At 70.5% G+C, this 20343-nt stretch carries 13 protein-coding genes; 7 read left to right on the forward strand and 6 right to left on the reverse strand.

Annotated features, from left to right (window positions below):
* Nucleotides 1–313: 313 nt before the first annotated feature.
* On the reverse strand, nt 314–1093 hold the full coding sequence (locus HNQ58_RS04500) for a helix-turn-helix domain-containing protein (RefSeq protein WP_183947604.1): 780 nt from the start codon (nt 1091–1093) through the stop codon (nt 314–316).
* A 22-nt stretch (nt 1094–1115) separates the two neighbouring features.
* The gene (gene hemN / locus HNQ58_RS04505; RefSeq protein ID WP_183947605.1) at nt 1116–2510 is read right to left on the reverse strand and encodes an oxygen-independent coproporphyrinogen III oxidase; all 1395 of its coding nucleotides are present in this window, start codon (nt 2508–2510) and stop codon (nt 1116–1118) included.
* A gap of 171 nt (nt 2511–2681) precedes the next feature.
* Between hemN and HNQ58_RS04510 the strand changes: the two genes are divergently transcribed.
* From HNQ58_RS04510 to HNQ58_RS04520, 3 genes are all read left to right on the forward strand, one after another.
* Nucleotides 2682–4403 (forward strand): diguanylate cyclase, encoded by a 1722-nt coding sequence (locus HNQ58_RS04510; protein WP_183947606.1) that lies wholly within the window; start codon nt 2682–2684, stop codon nt 4401–4403.
* Between the two features lie 102 nt (nt 4404–4505).
* Nucleotides 4506–5678, forward strand: coding sequence for a phosphoglycerate kinase (locus tag HNQ58_RS04515; protein WP_183947607.1), 1173 nt, complete (start codon nt 4506–4508; stop codon nt 5676–5678).
* Between the two features lie 128 nt (nt 5679–5806).
* Entirely contained in the window at nt 5807–8842 is a 3036-nt protein-coding gene (locus HNQ58_RS04520; RefSeq protein WP_183947608.1) for a fused MFS/spermidine synthase, read from the forward strand.
* A 351-nt stretch (nt 8843–9193) separates the two neighbouring features.
* On the opposite strand, the gene HNQ58_RS04525 is transcribed toward HNQ58_RS04520, so the two are convergent.
* The 3 genes from HNQ58_RS04525 to HNQ58_RS04535 all read right to left on the reverse strand — a co-directional run bounded on the left by HNQ58_RS04525 (nt 9194) and on the right by HNQ58_RS04535 (nt 13795).
* On the reverse strand, nt 9194–10576 hold the full coding sequence (locus HNQ58_RS04525) for a sigma-54-dependent transcriptional regulator (RefSeq protein ID WP_183947609.1): 1383 nt from the start codon (nt 10574–10576) through the stop codon (nt 9194–9196).
* A 214-nt stretch (nt 10577–10790) separates the two neighbouring features.
* On the reverse strand, nt 10791–13232 hold the full coding sequence (locus HNQ58_RS04530; RefSeq protein WP_183947610.1) for an ABC transporter permease: 2442 nt from the start codon (nt 13230–13232) through the stop codon (nt 10791–10793).
* A 35-nt stretch (nt 13233–13267) separates the two neighbouring features.
* Nucleotides 13268–13795: a hypothetical protein gene (locus HNQ58_RS04535; RefSeq protein ID WP_183947611.1), complete on the reverse strand. Its 528-nt coding sequence runs from the start codon at nt 13793–13795 to the stop codon at nt 13268–13270.
* A 400-nt stretch (nt 13796–14195) separates the two neighbouring features.
* On the opposite strand from HNQ58_RS04535, the gene HNQ58_RS04540 reads away from it, so the two are divergent.
* Both HNQ58_RS04540 and HNQ58_RS04545 read left to right on the forward strand, forming a co-directional pair.
* Nucleotides 14196–15449 (forward strand): efflux RND transporter periplasmic adaptor subunit, encoded by a 1254-nt coding sequence (locus tag HNQ58_RS04540; RefSeq protein ID WP_183947612.1) that lies wholly within the window; start codon nt 14196–14198, stop codon nt 15447–15449.
* Nucleotides 15427–16161: an ABC transporter ATP-binding protein gene (locus HNQ58_RS04545; RefSeq protein ID WP_183947613.1), complete on the forward strand. Its 735-nt coding sequence runs from the start codon at nt 15427–15429 to the stop codon at nt 16159–16161. Before HNQ58_RS04540 ends, HNQ58_RS04545 begins: the two co-directional genes overlap by 23 nt.
* Before the next feature lie 146 nt (nt 16162–16307).
* Here the strand turns inward: HNQ58_RS04545 and HNQ58_RS04550 are convergent, their stop codons facing one another.
* Nucleotides 16308–17948 (reverse strand): ATP-binding protein, encoded by a 1641-nt coding sequence (locus HNQ58_RS04550; RefSeq protein ID WP_183947614.1) that lies wholly within the window; start codon nt 17946–17948, stop codon nt 16308–16310.
* A 209-nt stretch (nt 17949–18157) separates the two neighbouring features.
* Between HNQ58_RS04550 and sucC the strand changes: the two genes are divergently transcribed.
* Together sucC and sucD are read left to right on the forward strand one after the other, a co-directional pair.
* Complete coding sequence (gene sucC, locus HNQ58_RS04555; RefSeq protein ID WP_183947615.1) at nt 18158–19318, forward strand: ADP-forming succinate--CoA ligase subunit beta; 1161 nt, start codon at nt 18158–18160, stop codon at nt 19316–19318.
* 123 nt (nt 19319–19441) lie between these two features.
* Nucleotides 19442–20317, forward strand: coding sequence for a succinate--CoA ligase subunit alpha (gene sucD / locus HNQ58_RS04560; RefSeq protein ID WP_183947616.1), 876 nt, complete (start codon nt 19442–19444; stop codon nt 20315–20317).
* Nucleotides 20318–20343 lie beyond the last annotated feature (26 nt).

Consider the following 20343-nt stretch of genomic DNA (forward strand, 5'->3'; position numbering starts at 1 on the left):
GAACCCTCCGAACAGGATGTTCGGAGGGCGCGAGCACCTGGGGTGCCCTTCTCTTTGGTCACTTTCTCTTGGGCAAGCAAGAGAAAGTGACCCGGCCGCCGGCAGGCGGACGGAACATCCGGCGCGTAGCGCCGGCCAGATCGCGAGAAGCCGCAAGCGCACGAAACCCCGGCGCGCAGCGCCGGCCAAATCGCGACAAACCCGCAGGCAGGCGGAACTCCCGCCTGAAAGGCCAGCCAGATGAAGCCGCAGACGCACGGAACACCCGACGCGCAGCGCCGGCAGGTCGCGACAAACCCGCACGCCGCAGAGGCTATTCGCGCAGCACGCAGCGGGCGCGTTCTTCCAGCGCGGCCAGGTCGAGGATCTCGACCTCGCGCCGATCGACGCGGATCAGGCCTTCGTCCTGGAAACGGCGGAACACGCGGCTGACCGTCTCGGCCGCCAGCCGCAGGTAGTTGGCGATGTCGGTGCGCGCCATGGTCAGCGCGAAACGGGTCGGCGAGAAGCCGCGCACGGCGTAGCGGCGCGAGAAGGTGATCAGGAACGCGGCCATGCGCTCGTCGGCGCTGTAGTCGCCGGCCAGCAGGGCGGCCTTGCCGATGTCCTGGCTGAGCAGGCGGAACAGCAGGGTCTGCAGGCCGGGCATGCGCTGGGCCAGCGTCGCCATCATCGGGAACGAGAAGCGGCAGAGCGTGACCGTGTCCAGCGCCACCGCGTTGCAGGGGTACTTGGCCTGGTGGATGGCGTTCAGGCCGATCACCTCGCCGGGCAGGAAGAAGCCCAGCACCTGCTCGCGGCCGGCCGGATCGGTGACGTAGGTCTTGACCGTGCCGGCGCGCACGGCCGCGATCGCGTTGAACGGCTCGCCCTCGCGGAACACGTGCTCGCCGTCGTGGAACGGGCCGACGTGTTCGACCAGGCAGTGCAGCTCGCGCAGGGCGCTCTTGTCGTAGCCCTGCGCCAGGCACACCGCCGAGAACGCGCAGGTGCTGCAGAAGCGGAACTCGTCGCCGTCGTCGGCGATCGGGTTCGGGCGCGGGCTCACGCGCGGGTTCACGCGAGCGGGCGCGGGTCGCTTGAGTTCGTTCATCGCTCGGCCGTGGGGCGCCGGCTCAGATCGCCCGGGAATAGCGGGCGGGCTGTGCCTGCGGCCGCTGCAGGTACCTGTCGAAACACATCGCGATGATACGCAGCAGCAGGCGGCCGCGCGAGGTGGCGTCGATGTAGCGCGGACCGATCGCGACCAGGCCGTCGGCCACCAGCGGTTCGAGCTGGGCCAGGGCTTCGGCGAAATAGATATTGAAATCGATGTTGTGGCGATCCTCGGTCAGCGCCTTGTCGATGCGCCCCTGGCACATCAGCTGCTGGATCACGTCGGCGCGCAGCAGATCGTCGGAGTTCAGCCGCAGGCCACGCCAGACCGGCAGGTGGCCGGCGTCGAGCGCGGCCTCCCAGCTTGGCAGGTCGCGGTGGTTCTGGCTGAAGCAGTCGCCGATGGCGCTGATCGCGCTCACGCCCATGCCGATCAGGTCGGTGTCGGCATGGGTGGTGTAGCCCATGAAGTTGCGTTGCAGGCCGCCACGTTGCTGGGCGATCGACAGGTCGTCCTCGGGCAGCGCGAAGTGGTCCATGCCGATGTAGCGGTAGCCGGCAGCCGAAAGCTTCTCGATCGCGAGCTGCAGCAGGCCGAGCTTGTCCTCGGGCGAGGGCAGCAGCTCGGCGTCGATCTGCCGCTGCGGCTTGAACAGCTCGGGCAGGTGCGCGTAGCTGTACACCGCCAGACGGTCCGGACGCATGGCGATGACGGTGTCCAGGGTGCGGGCGAAGCCCTCGCGGGTCTGCTTGGGCAGGCCGTAGATCAGGTCGATGTTGACCGAGCGGAAGCCATGCGCGCGGCAGGCGTCCACCACCGCCTGGGTTTCCTCGACGCTCTGGATGCGGTTGACCGCTTTCTGAACCTCGGGGTCGAAATCCTGCACGCCGAGGCTGGCGCGGTTGAAGCCGAGCTTCGCCAGCGCGGCGATGCCGTCGGCATCGACATGGCGCGGATCCAGCTCGATCGAGAAATCGCGCTGCGCGGAGCCGGACAGGTGGAACTGCCGCGCCAGACAGTGCATCAGGTCGCCGAGCTGGCCGGGGCTGAGGAAATTGGGCGTGCCGCCGCCCAGGTGCAGCTGGATCACGTCGCGGTCGCGGTCGAACAGCGGCGCGACGCGCTCGACCTCGCGCAGCAGCCGCAGCAGGTAGGCCTCGCCCTTGGCGGTGTCGCGGGTGATCACGCGGTTGCAGCCGCAGTAGAAGCACGGGCTGTGGCAGTAGGGGATGTGCAGGTACAGCGAGAGCCGGCGCGGGATCGGGTCCTCGTTGCTGCGCTGGGCGCAGGTGCGGAACTCGGCCTCGCCGAAATCCAGTCCGAACTGCGGCGCGGTCGGGTAGGAGGTGTAGCGCGGGCCGGGCCGGTCATAGCGGCGCAGCAGCTCGGCGTCGAAGGGCGGAATCGTGTTCATGGGGCGCAGTCTGGCGGCGGCCTTGGCCGGGCGCCTTGACACGCATCAATTCCGGGCGAACCATCCAGGACGCGGGTACGCGGTGTATCGCGGCGACCATGCGTCCGGTTTCCGGTGGTCCTTTCCGGGAGTCCGGCATCGCAGGGGAGGTCGTATGGCAGAGGCGAAACCGTGAGCGGGGGCGAGGCCGGTGCAACCAGGCTCACGGCCTCGCTGGCCGCGCGGGCCCGTCGCGGCCTCTTGCTGATCGGCCTGCTGGCGGTCCTGCTTTCCGGCGTCCACCTGCTGTGGACCCACTACCAGCTGCGGTTGGCCGCCATGGCCGGGACCCTGGCGATGGTCGCCGAACTGAGCGCCGAGCATGTCGACGACACGCTGCAGCATCATCTGGCGGCGGTGGCGGTGCTGGGGGCCCTGGCGCCGGTGGAGTCGGACTGGCCGCGCTACCTCGGCGAGGTGCGGACGCGCTTCCCGGCCTTCGTGACGATGCTGGTGGCCGACGCCCGCGGCGATGTGCTGGCCAGCGTGCCGGCGCTGCCTGCAGGTTCGCGGCAGAACGTGGCCGACCGCGCCTACTTCAGCGAGCCGATGCGCCACGGTCGCCCGTACGTCTCCGATGTGTTTCGCGGGCGCGGACATGGCAACGAGCCGATCGTCGCGGTCAGCGCGCCGCTGTTCGATGCCGAGGGCCGCATGGCCGGTGTCGTCGAGGGCTCCATGCTCAGCGACGACGTGGTGCGGATCCGTACCGGGCTGATGGCGCGCGGCGACCTCGCGCTGTTGCTGCTCGATGGCGCCGGCCAGGTGGTGCATGCCAGCGCCGGACTGCCGTTCGCGCCGCTGGACCGCCTGCCGCCGGACCGTCTGCGAACCGTGCTGGAGCAGGCCGACGGGCGGACCCTGCACCGTCTCGCCGGCCTGTACGCGGATGGTGCCAGCGGGCTGCTGGTGGCGACGGTCACGCCCCTGGGCTGGCGCATCGCCGTGATCGTGCCGGAGGCGAGGCTGCGCGGCGAACTGCTGCTCGATCTGTTCAAACTGCTGCTACCGGCGCTGCTCGCCGTGGTGGCGGTGTGGTGGGTGTCGGCGCGGGTGGCGCGGCGCTTCGTCGATCCGCTGCGCGAAGTGATCGCCCGCCTGCGGCTGTTCGCCTTCCACGCCGACCCGCAGCCGATCCGGCTGGCCGGCGCGCCGCGCGAGCTGGCCGAGCTGGCCGAAGCCTTCAATCACCTGATCGACCGGCTCGGCCGCGCCTTCCGCGACGTCAATCAGGCGCTGGCGGTGCAGAAGCGGCTGCGCGAGCAGCTGGAGCGGGTCGTCGCCGAGCGCGAGCAGGAAATCGCCCGCCGCACCGAGGAGCTGCGGCTCGCCGTGGACGCGCTGCGCGAGGACAGCCTGACCGATGCCCTGACCGGGGTCGGCAACTACCGCGGCTACCGGCTGGCGCTGGACCGCCTGTGGGCACAGGCGCTGGAGCGCGGCATGCCGCTGGCGGCGCTGGTGATCGATATCGACTACTTCAAGTTCTACAACGACAGCCTCGGCCACCCCGAGGGCGACCAGTGCCTGCGGGCGGTGGCGGCGATCCTGCGCGACCTCGCCCGGCGCGAGCGCGCCGAGCTCGGCCGCAGCGGCGGCGAGGAGTTCGTGCTGCTGTTGCCGGACCGTGACAGCGCCGCCGCCGCGCGGGTGGCGGAGCAGGTCCGCCGTGCCGTCGAGACGGCGGCGATGCCGCATCCTGACTCGCCGTCCGGTCGGGTCACGGTGAGCGTCGGCTATGCCAGCCGGGGGCCCGGCGACGAGAGGGGAGCCGAAGCGCTGATCGCCGCCGCCGACCAGGCGCTGTACCGGGCCAAGCGCGAGGGCCGCAACCGGATCGCCGGCGCCGCTTGAGGTCACCGCCGCATGCGTGTCGCCGTCGGATTTGAAAGCGGCGTGGTGTACCCGGACAATGCGCGGCCTCCCTTCCCACCGCATCCGCCGCAGGAGTCCGTGATGAGCATCCTCCGCATGACCGACCTCGACCTTTCCGGCAAGCGCGTGCTGATCCGCCAGGACCTGAACGTGCCGGTGAAGGACGGCCGGGTGACGTCCGACCAGCGCATCCTCGCCTCGATCCCGACGCTGAAGGCCGCGCTGGAGCAGGGCGCGGCGGTGATGGTGATGTCGCACCTGGGGCGGCCGAAGGAGGGCCAGTGGAGCGCCGAGGACTCGCTGGCGCCGGTGGCGCGGCGGCTGGGCGAGCTGCTCGGCCGCGAGGTGCCGCTGCTGCGCGATTACCTCGACGGCGTGGAGGTGGCGCCCGGCCAGCTCGTGCTGCTGGAGAACTGCCGCATGAACGTCGGCGAGGGCAAGGACGACGAAGCGCTGGCGCGGAAGTACGCCGCGCTGTGCGACGTGTTCGTGATGGACGCCTTCGGCACCGCGCATCGCGCGCAGGCATCCACCCATGGCGTGATCCGCTTCGCCGCCATCGCCTGTGGCGGCCCGCTGCTGATGGCCGAACTGGACGCGCTGGCCAAGGCGCTTGAGAACCCGGCGCGGCCGCTGATCGCGATCGTCGGTGGGGCCAAGGTCTCGACCAAGCTGGAGCTGCTGTCGAGCCTGCTGTCGAAGGTGGACCAGCTGATCGTCGGCGGCGGCATCGCCAACACCTTCATCGCCGCGGCCGGTCATCCGGTCGGCAAGTCGCTGTACGAGGCCGACCTGGTCGAGACCGCGCGGCAGATCCTGGCCGACGCCCGGGCGCGCGGCGCCGACATCCCGATCCCGTCCGACGTGGTGGTGGCGCCGGAATTCAGCGCCAGCGCGCCGGCGACGGTGAAGCAGGTCGAGGAGGTCGGCCCCGACGACCTGATCCTCGACATCGGCCCGCAGACCGCGCAGCGCTATGCGCAGATGATCCGCGCCGCCGGCACCGTGGTGTGGAACGGCCCGGTCGGCGTGTTCGAGTTCGACGCCTTCGGCAAGGGCACCGAGACGCTGGCGCATGCCATCGCCGAATCCGGCGCGTTCTCCATCGCCGGCGGTGGCGACACCCTGGCGGCGGTGGACAAGTACGGCGTGGCCGACGGCATCTCCTACATCTCCACCGGCGGCGGCGCCTTCCTCGAATTCTGCGAGGGCAAGAAGCTGCCCGCGGTCGCCGCCCTCGAGGCGCGCGGCTGAGTGCGGCAGGCGCGGCGTGAGCCGCGAGCGGCAATGCCTTGGCTTGTCCGGTCGCGGCCTGCCGCGCGCCTGCGGGGGCCGGAGGCGGTGACGGGTATGCTGCGCCGGTCTCCTCACACGGAACGGGCATGACGCGGGCCGGCGCCGGCCCGGCCCTGCTGGGACTGTTCGTCGTCTCCGGCGTCGCCGGGCTGATCTACCAGTCGATCTGGTCGCACTACCTGGGGCTGACGCTGGGCCACGCCGCCCATGCGCAGACACTGGTGCTGGCGATCTTCATGGGCGGCATGGCGCTGGGCGCCTGGCTGGCCAGCCGCTGGGGCGGGCGCTGGCGCGATCTGGTGCTGGCCTATGCGGTGGTCGAGGCGGTCATCGGCGTCGCCGGGCTGGGCTTCCATCCGCTGTTTCTGGGCTACACCGCGTTCTCGCAGCACACCGTGCTGCCGGCGCTGTCCGGCGGTGGGGTGACGGCCTGGCAGTGGCTCAGCGCGACGGCGCTGATCCTGCCGCAGTGCGTGCTGCTCGGCGCGACTTTCCCGCTGCTCAGTGCCGGCTGGTTGCGGCTGGCGCCGGCGCAGGCCGGACGGGTGCTGGGCGGCCTGTATTTCGCCAACAGCCTGGGCGCGGCGCTGGGCGCGCTGGCGGCGACCTTTGTGTTGTTGCCGCGGATCGGCATGCCCGGCGCGGTGCAGGTCGCCGGCGGGCTGAACCTCGCTGTCGCGGCGGGCGCGGCGCTGCTGGCATGGTCGCTGCGCCGCGCCGCTACGCGCGGGGGCGGCGCAAGCCGTGACCAGTGCGATCCAGACGGCGATGCGGACAGTGCGCGCTCCGGACCCCGTCCCCTCGCCCCTTCGCCGGCGGCAAATGGGCAGCCGTCGGCGGCAGCGCTTTCGCGGCTGGTGCTGTGGGCCACCGCCCTCTCCGGTGCCGCCTCGTTCGTCTACGAGATCGTCTGGGTGCGCCTGCTGCATCAGGCGCTGGGCACCACGCTGCACGCGTTCGAATTGATGCTGGCCGCGTTCATCCTCGGCCTGGCCTGCGGGGCGTGGTGGGTGCGCGGCCACGGCGGACGGATCGCCGATGCATTGCGTTATGCGGGCATCGCGCAGGTGGCGATGGGCGTGGCGGCCTTGCTGTCCACACCGGTATTCGCGCAGAGCTTCGTCTGGGTCGGCTGGCTGGTCGGCGCGCTGCCGCGCGATGACGGTGGCTATGCGCTGTTCAACCTCGGCAGCGCGGCGATCGCGCTGGCGGTGATGTTCCCGGCGGCGTTTTTCGCCGGCATGACCCTGCCGTTGTTCACCCTGGCGCTGCTGCGCCGCGGCATCGGCGAAGCGGCGATCGGGCGGGTGTACGCGGCCAATACGCTGGGCGCGATCGTCGGTGTGTTCGCCTGCGTGCACCTGCTGGTGCCGTGGCTTGGCCTGCATGGCGCGCTGGTCTTGGCGGCGCTGGTGGACGCGGGGCTGGGGCTGGTGCTGCTGCGCATCGCCGGCCCCGTGCGGCTGCTGCGCCCGACGCTGGCGGTCCTGGCCGCGCTCGCCATCGCCTTCACGCTCGGCCGTCCCGACCCGCTGGCGCAGTTGTCGGGCGTGTTCCGCACCGGCCAGGCGCGCGCCGACGCCGAGGCGCGGGTGGCCTACCTGCGCGACGGCAAGACCGCGACGGTGGCGGTGGCGGTGTACCCTTCCGGCGCGGCGATGATCGCCACCAACGGCAAGCCCGATGCCAGCCTGATGCTGCGGCTGGAGGACGCGCCGATGCCGGACGAGATCACCATGCTGATGGCCGGCGCGCTGCCGCTGGCCCTGCATCCGGCGCCGCGCGAGGTGGCGGTGATCGGCTGGGGTTCGGGTCTGACCACGCACACCCTGCTGGGCAGCCCCTTGCCCGTGCGTGTCGAATCGATCGAGATCGAGCGGGCGATGGTGGAGGGCGCGCGCGTGTTCGGCGCACGGGTCGCGCGGGCCTACGACGATCCGCGTTCGGTGCTGCGCATCGACGACGCCCGCACGCATTTCGTCGCCGGACGGCGGCGCTACGACGCCATCGTCTCCGAGCCCTCCAACCCGTGGGTGAGCGGGGTCGCGCACCTGTTCACCGAGGAGTTCTACGCGCTGCTTCACCGGCATCTGGCCGAACAGGGCGTGCTGGTGCAGTGGTTGCAGTCGTACGAGATCGACGATGCGCTGCTGGCGCGGATGGTGACGGCGCTGCTCACGCGCTTTCCGCAGGCCGAGGTCTACCTGACCAACGACTACGATCTGCTGCTGGTCGCCCGGCGCGACGGCGGCGTGGCGGCGCTCGACCTCGGGCGGCTCGACCATGCGCCCTTGCGCGAGGAGCTGGCGCGGGTCGGGCTGGCCGGCGAGGCCGACTATCGCCTGCGACGGATCGGCGGGCCACGCGTGCTGGCGACCTTCTCGCGGCTGATGGGCGGCGCCGGGCATTCGGACTTCCATCCGGTGGTGGCGCTGGACGCGCCGCGCACGCGCTTCCTCGGCAGCCGTTCGGAATTCCTGCAGTACCTGGTGGACAACGGCCTGCCGGTGCTGGACCTGCTCGATGGTCGGGTGCCGCCGGCACGCGCCGAAGGCGTGAGCCAGGTCGAGCCGAGCCGTTTCGCCTATGCGCATCGCATCGCCGCCGAGGTCACCGCGATCCTGGAAGGCGGCGAGACCAGCGGTTGGCTGCGCGAACGCCTGCCGCTGCAGGCGCAGACGGTCCAGCGCCTGCTTGCGCAGTCGGCGCGGCCGCTGGACGAGGACGGGCTCGGGGCATGGAGCGCGGATGCGGCTGCCATCGCCAAGCTCACGCTCGGGCTGCTGCCGGCGGCCGATCATGCCGCCAGTTGGGTCGAACCACGCTGGCTGGCGGAAGGTCAGCCGCGCCTGATCGGCGAACTGATGGCCGCCTGGTCCGCCGCCGCCCGGCGCGCACCGGCGGCGATGTTCGATGCCGCGGTGGCGGTGCTGGAGTCGCGCGACGCGCGGCTGCCGGTGGAGGTGCGCGAACAGATGCTGGTGATCGCCCAGCTCGGTGCGCTGGGGCTGGGCGACGCCGACGCTGTGACACTGCTGGAGACGCGCTACGGTGACTACGTGCCGCGCACGCGCAACTTCGACGGCATCCGCCATTTCCTGCGTGTCTGGGCGGCAGGCTGACGGCGCAAGCCGCGACCGGAATGCAGCAGCGGAGATTCAGCCACGGATCTGTGCGGACAAGCGCGGATGGAGCCAGGTCAAAGTCTTGTCCGCGGCCGAACGCTGTTGCCGTTCGCGGGTATCCGGTCGCGACTGAAGCCGCTGCTGCGGAGAAAGCCGCGGCGCGGGCTCGGAGCCTGTGAAAAATTCGCCCGCCGTCGCGAGACCGTCGCCGGGCGTTCGTGGCAAGGTCCGCTGCGTGAAATTCTGGGGAGTTGGGTGAACCCAATGACTCAGAATTTCACGTGGCGGGCCGCCGCCACGGGCGGCCGGAGGCGGTCGCAGTAGGCGGGCGATTTTTTTCACAGGCTCTCAGTCGATGTCCAGCTTCTTGAGCTTGTAGCGCAGCGCGCGGAAGGTGATGCCCAGGTGCGCGGCGGTCTTGGTCTTGTTGTAGCGGTTGGCTTCGAGCGCCTTGATGATCGCCTCGCGCTCGATCTGTTCCAGCGCGTCCGGTAGCGGGGCGCTGTCGGCCGGCAGCCTCGCCGGTTCGACCACCGGACGCGGGGCGGCGACCGGCCCGCCCTGCTCGCCGCCGGGCTGCGGCGGCGTTTCCGGCAGGTGCAGGTCGGCGGCGGTGATGCGATTGCCGTCGCACAGAGCCACGGCGCGTTCGAGGATGTTCTCCAGTTCGCGCACGTTGCCGGGGAAGGGATAGCGGCGCAGCGCGTCGAGGGCGTCGTCGCTCAGCGTGGGCACGGCCTGGCCGAGCGCCTCGGTCAGCCGGCGCAGGATGTGTCCGGCCAGGGCCGGGATGTCCTCGCCGCGGCGGCGCAGTGGCGGCACCGGCAGCTCGATGACGTTGATGCGGTAGTACAGGTCGTGGCGGAACTTGCCCTGCTCGACCAGCGCGGCGAGGTTCTTGTGGGTGGCCGAGAGGATGCGCACGTCCACCGGCACCTCGGTCGCGGCCCCGACCGGGCGCACCGATTTCTCCTGGATCACGCGCAGCAGCTTGACCTGCATGTGCAGCGGCAGTTCGGCGACCTCGTCGAGGAACAGGGTGCCCCCCTGCGCGGCCTGGAACAGCCCCCCGCTGTCGGCATGGGCGCCGGTGAAGCTGCCCTTCTTGTGGCCGAAGAACTCGCTCTCCATCAGTTCGGTGGGGATCGCGCCGCAGTTCACCGGAACGAAGGGGCCGCCGGCGCGCGGGCCCTGCTCGTGGATCAGCCGGGCCACCAGCTCCTTGCCGACGCCGGATTCGCCGCTGATGTAGATCGGCGCCTGGCTGCGGGCGAGCTTGGCGATGGTCAGGCGCAGCTGCTGCATGACCGGCGAGTCGCCGATCAGCCGCTGCGCCGATGGCGCGGCCACGCGGCGCTGCTCGTTGAGCTGCAGGGCGTGCTGAACCAGCCGGCGCAGCACGGCCAGGTCGACCGGCTTGGTGACGAAATCGAAGGCGCCGGCCTTGAGCGCGCTCACCGCGGCCTCGACGCTGCCGAAGGCGGTGATCATCGCCACCGGCGTGTCCGGGTAGCGGCCGGCGATGTGCTCGACCAGTTCCTGGCCGTTGCCGTCGGGCAGGCGCATGTCGGTCAGGCACAGGTCGTAACGATCCTGGGCGAGCAGCGCACGGGCACTGGCGAGATCGGCGGCGGTGTCGACCCGAAGGCCCATGCGGCCCAGCGTGAGCACGAGCAGTTCGCGGATGTCCCGCTCATCGTCCACGACCAGTGCGCTGCGCAGATTGCCCATGCCGTTCCGGAAAGGAGGGACCGCCGCTCACCTTAGCTCAAGCCATGCAGGCGGCCAAGACATGCCGGCGCATGCCGCCCCGAGTGCGGTGCGACCCCGGCCTGCACCTTCGCTCCGCTCCCAGCCGGCAGCGATTCGAACGCTGCCGGGTCGCAGCAGGCCAGGGGTCGAGCCCAGCCCCACTTCGTCCACGATGCACCATGCGGCTGTCGCTTCAGGCGTCGGCCTTCAACGCCAGCGTCAGCTCGTGGTCGTCCAGGCTGGTCGCCAGCAGCGCCAGCAACAGCAGTGCGAACCCCATGACGATCGCTGCGGCGATGGTCGTGATGCCCAGCAGTTGCGGCCAGGGCAGGTCAGGCCAGAGCCGGCCCAGCAGGGGCGGGATCAGTGCGGCGGCCAGCACGGGGGCCAGCAGCAGGCTGCGGCCCAGGTGGCGTCGGGCCAGGTCGCGGACGATGCGCAGGCGGCCGGCGCCGAGTGCCCGCATCACCGCGATGTCGCGACGGTATTCGAGCAGCAGGTGCGAGCCGGCGTTGAGCAGCACCAGCGCCGCCAGGGGCAGCGCCAGCAGCAGCACCGCATACAGCGCCTGCCGGCGCAGGCGCTGCTCGGACAGTGCCCGTTCCAGTTCCGAGCGCAGGCCGCCCTGGGGGCGGATCTGCCAGTCCGGCGCCACCGTTTGCAGCGCGGCCGTCAGCCGTTGCCCGAGCTCGGCCTGGCCGGCGCCGAAGACCATCACGGCCATCAGATCGCTCACCCGCTGCAAGGGCAGATAGACCACCGGAATCGGGCCATGCCGCGGATCCAGGTAATGCGCGTCGTCAACGACCCCAAGGATGCGGAACGATTTGGACACGCCGGGAAAGCTGGCATCGGCCAGCGTGATGCGCTCGCCCACGACCTGTTCGCGCCCGAACAGTTGCCGCGCCTGGCTGCGGTTGACGATCACGCCATCATCGCGGTCGGCCTGGGTCTGGAAGCCGTGGCCATGCAGCAGACGGATGCCCAGGCGGCGGAAGTAGTTGTCGGAGACGGCGTTCAACACGACCGGATGCAGACCTCGGCTGAGGGCGTCCGGCGCGTTGCCGCGCTCCAGGTTGATGATGCGGCCGACACTCAGGGGCGAGGACGAGGCCAACACCACCTGGTCCGGATTGATGCCGGGCGACAAGGCCGCCAGTAGCGCCGCGATCTCGGTGTCGGCGCTTTGCTGGGACAGGCGGCGTTCCAGACCGGCACGATTCGATTCGGTCCGGTACTCCAGGATCTGGGCCTCACCGAGATCGAAGCCCAGGCCGACCCGGGCCCAGTGGCTGATCTGCCAATGACCGGCCAGCGCAGCCGCCATGATTTGCGCGATCAGCAGCAGCGCCGCCACGATCACCAGCGCGCGCAGGCGCCGCTCGCTGCCGGGCAGCCGGTTGCGGGGCAGGTCCCGGCGCCACAGCGAGGGCGCTCCCAAAAGCGGCAGCAGCAGCAGGACCAGCAGCAGGAGCAGCACGATTCCGCCCTGCTTGAGCAGCGAGTGCAGCAGCAGGGCCGGGGTGAGCCCGGCGTCCTGCAGCAGGGAGCCCAGCCACAGGTCGCTGCGCGCCAGCAACAGGGCGGCGGCGGCGGCCGTGATCGCCACCCAGAGCGTCAGCTCGCGGCCGCCTTCCACCAGGACGCGCCGCAGGGTGAAGGCGGGCGATTCGCCCAGACAGCGCCGCAGCGCCAGTTCCGGGCGCCGCCGTGACCAGTGCAGCCAGCGATCGAGCAGATAGGCGCAGACCACCAGCACCGCCAGCAGGCTGCTGCCCAGCTGCAGCGCGGCCACCATGGCACTGAGCCGTTGCCGTGCGCGCGGGTCCAGACTGGCGCCGTGGGCCAGCTGCACCAGTCCCTGACGGGCATGCCACAGGCCGCGCCGCGCCGCATCGGCATTGAGCCGGTCCTGGAGCGCCGTCAGGGTGTCGTCGCCGACGGCGATCGCCACGAAGCTCTGGGCCCGTGACAGCGCATGGCTGGCCTCCTGGTCGGCCGGCAGCAGGATGTCGGGCCAGTCCGGCCATGCCAGCCAGGCTTGCTCCTCGACGCCGAGCCGGGCGCCGACGAAGCCGGGGGCGGTGACGCCGATCAGTCGCAGGTTCAGCGCAGCACGGTCCGTGCCGCGGGCGAAGCCGTCGGAGATCAGCGTGCTGCCGATCGGCGGCGCGCCGAGCCGTTGCCAGAGCGCATGGCTGAGCACGATCTCGCGCCGCGCTGCGCGGGTAGTGCCGAAGTCCGGCGCCTGAAACAGCTCGCCGACCTGTGGCCGCACCCCCAAGAGCTGGAAGTAGGGGCCGCTGACCAGTGCGGCGAGGGCCTGGGACACGGCGTGCTCGCCGTGGCGGAGGTCGATCCGCGCGCCGACGCTGCCGATGGCGCGCGCGGCCAGCGGATTGTCCTGGAACAGGGCATCCAGCAGGGCGCGGGAGCGGCCGTCGTTCTGCAGCGGTGAGGGTGGGCGCCACCGGATCTCCAGCGCCGCCAGTGCGCTGGGCGGGTTGGTGCCGGGCGGCACCGGGCGCTGGATCGCCTGCTGCAGGGCCGCGGCCAGGACCAGCCCGAGCAGGCCGAGCACGAAGCACAGCCGGGTGCTCAGGCCGGCCAGCCGAAGCGCAAGGGGGCGTCGCATCAGGGATGGGATGGATGTCGCCTGGGGCTGCCGGCTCAGGATCCGTATTCCAGCTCGACTTCGAGAATTTCGGCCTCGACCTCAAACGCCTGCAGCCGCTCGGCCATCCGCGCCGCGGCGGTGGCGCAGGGGGGGCAGAAGGCTTTGGCCATGGGAGGGTAGAGCAGCACCACGGTCGGCCTGCCCTCGTCCAATTCGGGCCTGTTTCCGGTCAGCGCCTCGATCTGTGCCAGCAGCTTCGGGCGCGAGTAGTCCCGCACCTCGATGCCACGCTCGCCGAGCAGGTCGGACAGCGGCGGCGCTTCGGCGAACAGGTCCTGGATCGGCTTGCCATGGGCGCTCAGCAGCCGGCCGTCGCCGGCATAGACGAGTACGGTCGGGGCGGCGATCGCACGGCGGCCATCGGGACTGATGGAGGAGTGGCTGTCCGTGGCGGCGATCAGCGCATTGCCCCAATCCATCGGGACCCGCCAGGGTTCCGCGGCATGGGCAAGGGGCAGGCCGAGCAGGCCGAGAAGCAGGACGAGAACGAGGCGGGCGTACAGGGTGTGGGTCTGGCGCATCGCGTGTCGGGTGTCGTGGCAGCGTTGGAAGGAGTTACGGGGGGCGACTCGATCCGGCACGGGATTATCCATGGCCGCGGCGTCGAGCCAAGCCGGGGGCCGGGATCCGGCCCCCGGCGGTCATGGCGGGCCGGGGTGGGTCAGCGTTCCTGCTCGGCCGGCCGGAAGTAGCAGAAATTTCCGACGCAGCAATAGTCGCCGATTCGTGCCTGACCTTCCTTTGATCGTTGTGATTGGATTCGACGGCAGTGCCCAAGCCAGCCCCGTGACGCCACCGCTTGCCCTCGGCGGGCGGCGCGCAAGCTGACTTTTTTTTGTCAAACTTTCGGGTCCGCGCTGCCGTCACGGACGGCGACGCCTGCAGGTTTGCCGTCCCTTCAGGCACTACGAACTTAAAGTCATGGACATCCAGCGCCCCGATCTGCAACGCAAAGCCCGCCTTCGTCGTCGCCTGCAACTCGGCGTGGCCGGGGCCGTGCTGCTGCTGCTGGTCATGATCGTGGCCGGGATGCAGCCGGCCATGCCGCGCGTTCCCCGGGCCGAGGCCTGGCTCGACACCGTGCAGCGCGGCGAGCTGGTGCGCGAGGTGCGCGCCCCGGGATCGCTGCAGCCGCGCGAACTGCGCTGGATCGCGGCCGAGACCGCAGGCAGGGTGGAGCGGATCCTGGTCCGTCCCGGCGCGCGGGTGAGTGCCGACACCGTGGTGCTGGAGCTGGTCAATCCCGAGCTGATCGAGCAACAGCTGGCAGCGGAAGCCGCGCTCAAGGCGGCCGAGGCCGAGCTGGTCGCCCGCGAGATCAGCTTGGGCGCCCAGCTCATCGATCATCGCGCCGAGCTGGAACGGGCCCAGAGCGAGTATGAATCGGCGCGGCTGCAGGCCGAGGCCGAGCGGCAACTCGCCGAAAGCGGCATCCTGTCGCGCATCCAGGCGCAACGCAGCGCGCTGGCTGCCGAGCAGTGGCAGCGGCGGGTCGAGCTGGAGCGGCAGCGCATCGCCAACTTCGAGCGCACGCTGCGGGCGCAGCTCGAGGCGGAGCGGGCGCGGTTGCAGCAGACCGCCGGCACCGCCGAGCTGCGCCGGCAGCAGGTGGCGGCGCTCCAGGTGCGTGCCGGCATCGACGGCGTGCTGCAGCAGATCGCGGTGGAGGAAGGTCAGCAGGTGAGCGCCGGCAGCAACCTGCTGCGGGTGTCGCGGCCGGATCAACTGATCGCGGTGCTGCGGGTGCCGGAGACCCAGATCGGCGAGGTGGCACTGGATCAACGGGTGCGAATCGATCTGCGCGGCACCGAGGTCGAGGGCCGCATCCTGCGCATCGACCCGGCGGTGAGCAACGGGGCGGTCCAGGTCGATGTCGCCTTCGAAGCCCCCTTGCCGTCAGGCGCCCGTCCGGATTTGTCGGTCGATGGGGTGATCGAGATCGAGCGCCTGAGCGATGTGCTGTACGTGGGGCGGCCGGCCTATGGCCAGGAAGGCGCGGAGGTGCCGCTGTTCCGGGTCGATGAGGCGCGCGGCATCGCCGAGCGCGTGCGGGTGCGCCTGGGGCGCGCCTCGCTCGGCAAGATCGAGGTGCTGGCCGGGCTCGAGGCCGGCGACCGGGTACTGCTGTCCGATACCACCCCATGGAATGAACATGAGCGCATCCGTATCGAGTGATGTCCCGACCCCGGCGAACGCCGGGCCGCTGCTGCAGCTTAAGCAGGTCGGCAAGGTGTTCTTCACCGAGGATCTGGAGACGCATGCCCTGCGCGGGGTCGATCTTTCGATCGGCCGGGGCGAGTTCGTCGCCATCGCCGGGCCGTCGGGCTGCGGCAAATCGACCCTGCTCTCGGTGCTCGGCCTGCTGGACGTGCCGAGCAGCGGTCAGTATCGGCTCAACGGCGTTCCGGTGAACGAGCTGGCGGCGGCCGAACGCGCACGGCTGCGCAATCGCGAGATCGGGTTCATCTTTCAGTCCTTCAATCTCATCGCCGACCTGTCCGTGCTGGAGAACGTCGAACTGCCGCTGAGCTACCGCCGTGGCCTGGGGCGCAGCGAGCGTCGCCAACGCGCGCAGCAGGTGCTGGAGCGGGTCGGCATGGCGCATCGCACCCGGCACTATCCGGCGCAGCTCTCCGGCGGCCAGCAGCAGCGCGTGGCGATCGCGCGCGCCTTGGTCGGAGAGCCCTCGCTGCTGCTGGCCGACGAGCCGACCGGCAACCTGGATTCGGAAAACGGCGAGGCGGTGATGCAGCTGCTGGGCGAACTGCACCGCGCCGGCACGACCATCTGCATGGTCACCCACGACAGCCGGCATGCCGCTTTCGCCCAGCGCCGGGTGCAGATGCTCGACGGCCGCATCGTTGCCGCGGCGGGGACCGAGTGCTGACCGCTGCCCGCGGCCGCAACGGTACGCCCAGGCGACGGTTCAAGGACTGCCGCCACTGTGAGCCCGAGGAAGGGCGCCAGGCAGGATCCTTAGCAGCAGGGAACGACTCTCGGGGGCGGAGCGGGCAGTGCTGGCAGAGCATGCTCTCAGTCCGCGCTGGCGGATCCGACCAGCACGTGCACGCGCGGCAGGGTGATGCGGAAACAGCTGCCGCTGCCGGGCACGCCGTGGTGGCTGAGTATGGCCTGGTTGGCCTCGCACAGCTGGCGGGCGATGTACAGCCCGAGTCCGGTGCCGTGGGGGTTGGTGGTGAAGAACGGATCGAAGATCGCCTCGGCCACCTTGGGCGGGATGCCGGGGCCGCGGTCGATCACCTCGACGATCGGCACGCCGCGCTCGTCGGCGCGCACCGCCAGGGTGACCCTGGCCGCCTCGCCGGGCAGCCGCCCGTAGGTCAGCGCGTTGTGGACCAGGATGGTGAGCACCTGCTGCAGATGGCTCGGGTCGACCATGGCGTGGATGCGCGGCTGCGCGCAGACCACGGCGATCTCGTCGTTCTCCAGCGGATGGCTGATGCGGTAGTCGTCGGCGAAACGGCGCAGCCAGGGCGGCAGGTCCAGCGCCTCGGGCTGGGCGCGCTCGCGGCGGGCGATGCTGAGCACGTTCTGGATGATGCCGTTCATCCGCTGGCATTGGGCGTTGATGATCTCGACCAGCCGGCGGTCCGGTTCGGGCAGCGACTCGCATTCCTCCAGCAGCTGGGCCGCGTAGCTGATGGCGGCCAGCGGATTGCGGATCTCGTGGGCGATGCTGGCCGAGAGACGGCCCAGCGTGGTCAGGGTGAGCTCCTCGGCGCGGCGCGAGTACAGCGTGGTGTCCTCCAGGAAGATCAATACCAGATCCTCGCTGGCCGACAGGCGGGTGAAGCGCGGGATCACCTCGGGCACGTCCTCGGCCAGCGCCACCGGCTCCATGCTCACCGGTTTGTCGTGCTGCCAGTGCCACAGCCGGCGTGACAGCTCGGGCGCGATGTCGCCGAGCCGGCGCTTGTCCGGGCTCGGGCTGCCGAGCAGGTGCCAGGCGGCCTCGTTGAACAGGCGCACCTGGTTGTCGCCGTCCACCACCAGCAGGCCGGTGCGCATGCGGCGGATGATCAGTTCGTTGATCTCGGCGAGGTTGGCCACTTCGGCGCCGCGCTGCTCGGCCAGTTCCTGGGTGGCGCGCATCTGCCGGCCGAGCAGGTGGGTGAAGACGGCGGTGGCCAGGTAGGTGACCGCGAACATCACCGGCTCGGCTGCCGGGCGGGCGTTGGTCTGCTGAAAGCCGGAGAGCACGTACTCGCCCATGACCATCGCGGCGGCGGCGACCGCGAAGCCCAGCCCGGCGCGCAGCGGCAGCAGCAGCGCGCCGGCGCCGATGTTGAACAGCAGCAGCAGCGACACCCCGGCTTCCAGTCCGGTCAGGCTGTTGAGCGCGATGGCGGCCGCGACCAGGTCCAGGCCGAGGCCGGCCATCACCTGCCGGCGCAGGTCGAAGCGCGGCACACGCCCGGCCAGCAGCAGGGCGCTGGACAGCAGCAGGTAGACGACGGCGGCGGTCTGCGCCAGCAGCGGGTGGCGCAGCTCGGTGAAGGCGGCGCCGAACGGGCTGAAGGCGAGGAAGGCGAGGATGCCGGCCTCGAGGATGCGGTAGAGGGTGAAGAAATACAGCTCGCGGCGGAGGGCGGACTCGCCGCTGTGGTCGCCGCCGTTGCCGACATCGTTGGATCGATACCTGCGCTCGGCCACGAGGCTCCTCCTGGGGCTGGGGGCAGTATAGGGCGGCGCGGGCCGGGCAGGCCCTCCCCGGTTTCCGGCGTCCCTGCACCGCCGCTCCGGTCTTTTTTGCTTCACGGCCCCCCATCCGCCAAAATACGCGGCCTGCCCCGGCCCCCGCGGTCCCGGCGGCCCGCTCCGGCGCGTGTTCCGCGCCGTCCCCCCCTGTCATCAGGTGTCGCATGAACTTTCACGAGTATCAGGCCAAGGAACTGTTTGCCGAATACGGCATTCCCGTCCCCGCCGGGCGCATCGCCCGCACTGCCGAGGAGGCGGTCGATGCCGCCAAGGCCCTCGGCGGCGACTTCTGGGTGGTCAAGGCGCAGATCCATGCCGGCGGCCGCGGCAAGGCCGGCGGCGTCAAGCTGTGCAAGTCGCTGGACGCGGTGAAGGAGGCCGCCGGCGCCATGCTCGGCACCCGGATGGAAACCTACCAGACGGCCGGCCGCGCGCTGCCGGTGGACACGGTGCTGGTCACCGAGGCCAACGACATCGCCAAGGAGCTGTACCTGTCGGTGCTGGTGGACCGTTCCGCCAAGGCCATCACCTTCATCGTCTCCGCCGAGGGCGGCGTCGAGATCGAGAAGGTGGCCGAGGAGAATCCCGACGCCATCCACGTCGTCACGGTCAACTACGTGCAGGGCCTGCAGCCCTACCAGTGCCGCCAGGTCGGCTTCGCGATGGGCCTGAACCCCAAGCAGGTCAACCAGCTGACCAAGATCATGCTGGGTCTGTTCAGGCTGTTCAACGAGCGCGACCTCTCGCTGGTCGAGCTCAACCCGCTGGCCATCGTCAAGAGCGGTGATCTGGTCGCCCTCGACGGCAAGATCAACTCCGACGACAACGCCGACTTCCGCCAGCCCAGGCTGGTGGCGATGCGCGACATCCGCCAGGAGGACGAGACCGAGGTGCTGGCCAGCCAGCACAACCTCAATTACGTGACCATGGACGGCACCATCGGCTGCATGGTCAACGGCGCGGGACTGGCGATGGCGACCATGGACGTCATCAAGCTCCACGGCGGCGAGCCGGCCAACTTCCTCGACGTCGGCGGCGGCGCCACCAAGGAACGCGTCACCGAGGCGTTCAAGCTGATCCTGTCCAGCGACAAGGTGAAGGCGATCTTCGTCAACATCTTCGGCGGCATCGTCCGCTGCGACATGATCGCCGAGGGCATCGTCGCGGCGGTCAAGGAAGTGGGCGTGAAGGTGCCGGTGATCGTGCGCCTGGAAGGCACCAACGTGGAGAAGGGCAAGGAGATCCTCAAGAACTCCGGCCTGGCCATCCAGCCCGCCGACGACATCAACGACGGTGCGAAGAAGGCCGTCGCCGCGGCCGCCTGACACAAGCCAGCCCGACGTGGCCGGATGCAGGCGCATGGCGCCAGGATCCGGGAGCGACATGCCACGCGATTGCCCCGGATTCCGCTTTCGCTCCATCCGGGCCACGAAAACCAGGAAATCCCAATGAGCGTATTGGTCAACAAGAACACGAAGGTCATCGTCCAGGGCTTCACCGGCCAGCAGGGCACCTTCCACGCCGAGCAGATGCTCGAATACGGCACCAAGGTCGTCGGCGGCGTCACCCCCGGCAAGGGCGGCACGCAGCACATCGGCCTGCCGGTGTTCAACACCGTCGTCGATGCGGTCGCCGAGACCGGCGCCGACGCCTCGGTCATCTACGTGCCGCCGCCGTTCGCCGCCGACGCGATCCTCGAGGCCGCCGACGCCGGCATCCACGTGATCGTCTGCATCACCGAGGGCATCCCGGTGCTGGACATGCTGCGGGTCAAGAACACCCTGGCCGGCTATGGCGACGTGACCCTGATCGGCCCGAACTGCCCGGGCATCATCACCCCGGGCGAGTGCAAGATCGGCATCATGCCGGGCCACATCCACCAGCCGGGCAAGGTCGGCATCGTCTCGCGCTCGGGCACGCTGACTTACGAAGCCGTCAAGCAGACCACCGATGCGGGCCTGGGCCAGTCGACCTGCATCGGCATCGGCGGCGACCCGATCCAGGGCATGAACTTCATCGACGCCCTGCGCCTGTTCCAGGACGATCCGCAGACCGAGGGCATCATCCTGGTCGGCGAGATCGGCGGCAGCGCCGAGGAAGAGGCCGCCGAGTTCATCGCCGAGCACGTCACCAAGCCGGTGGTCGGCTTCATCGCCGGCGCCTCGGCGCCTCCGGGCAAGCGCATGGGCCATGCCGGCGCGATCGCCTCCGGCGGCAAGGGCACGGCGGAAGGCAAGTTCGCCGCGCTGGAGAAGGCCGGGGTCACCACGGTCAAGTCGCCCGGCGACCTCGGCAGCGCCATTGCCGCGCGACTGAAGGGCTGAGCCCCGGGCCGTGGCCTCCGCCACGG

It is taken from the genome of Rehaibacterium terrae (assembly GCF_014202935.1).
Classification (GTDB): domain Bacteria; phylum Pseudomonadota; class Gammaproteobacteria; order Xanthomonadales; family Xanthomonadaceae; genus Rehaibacterium; species Rehaibacterium terrae.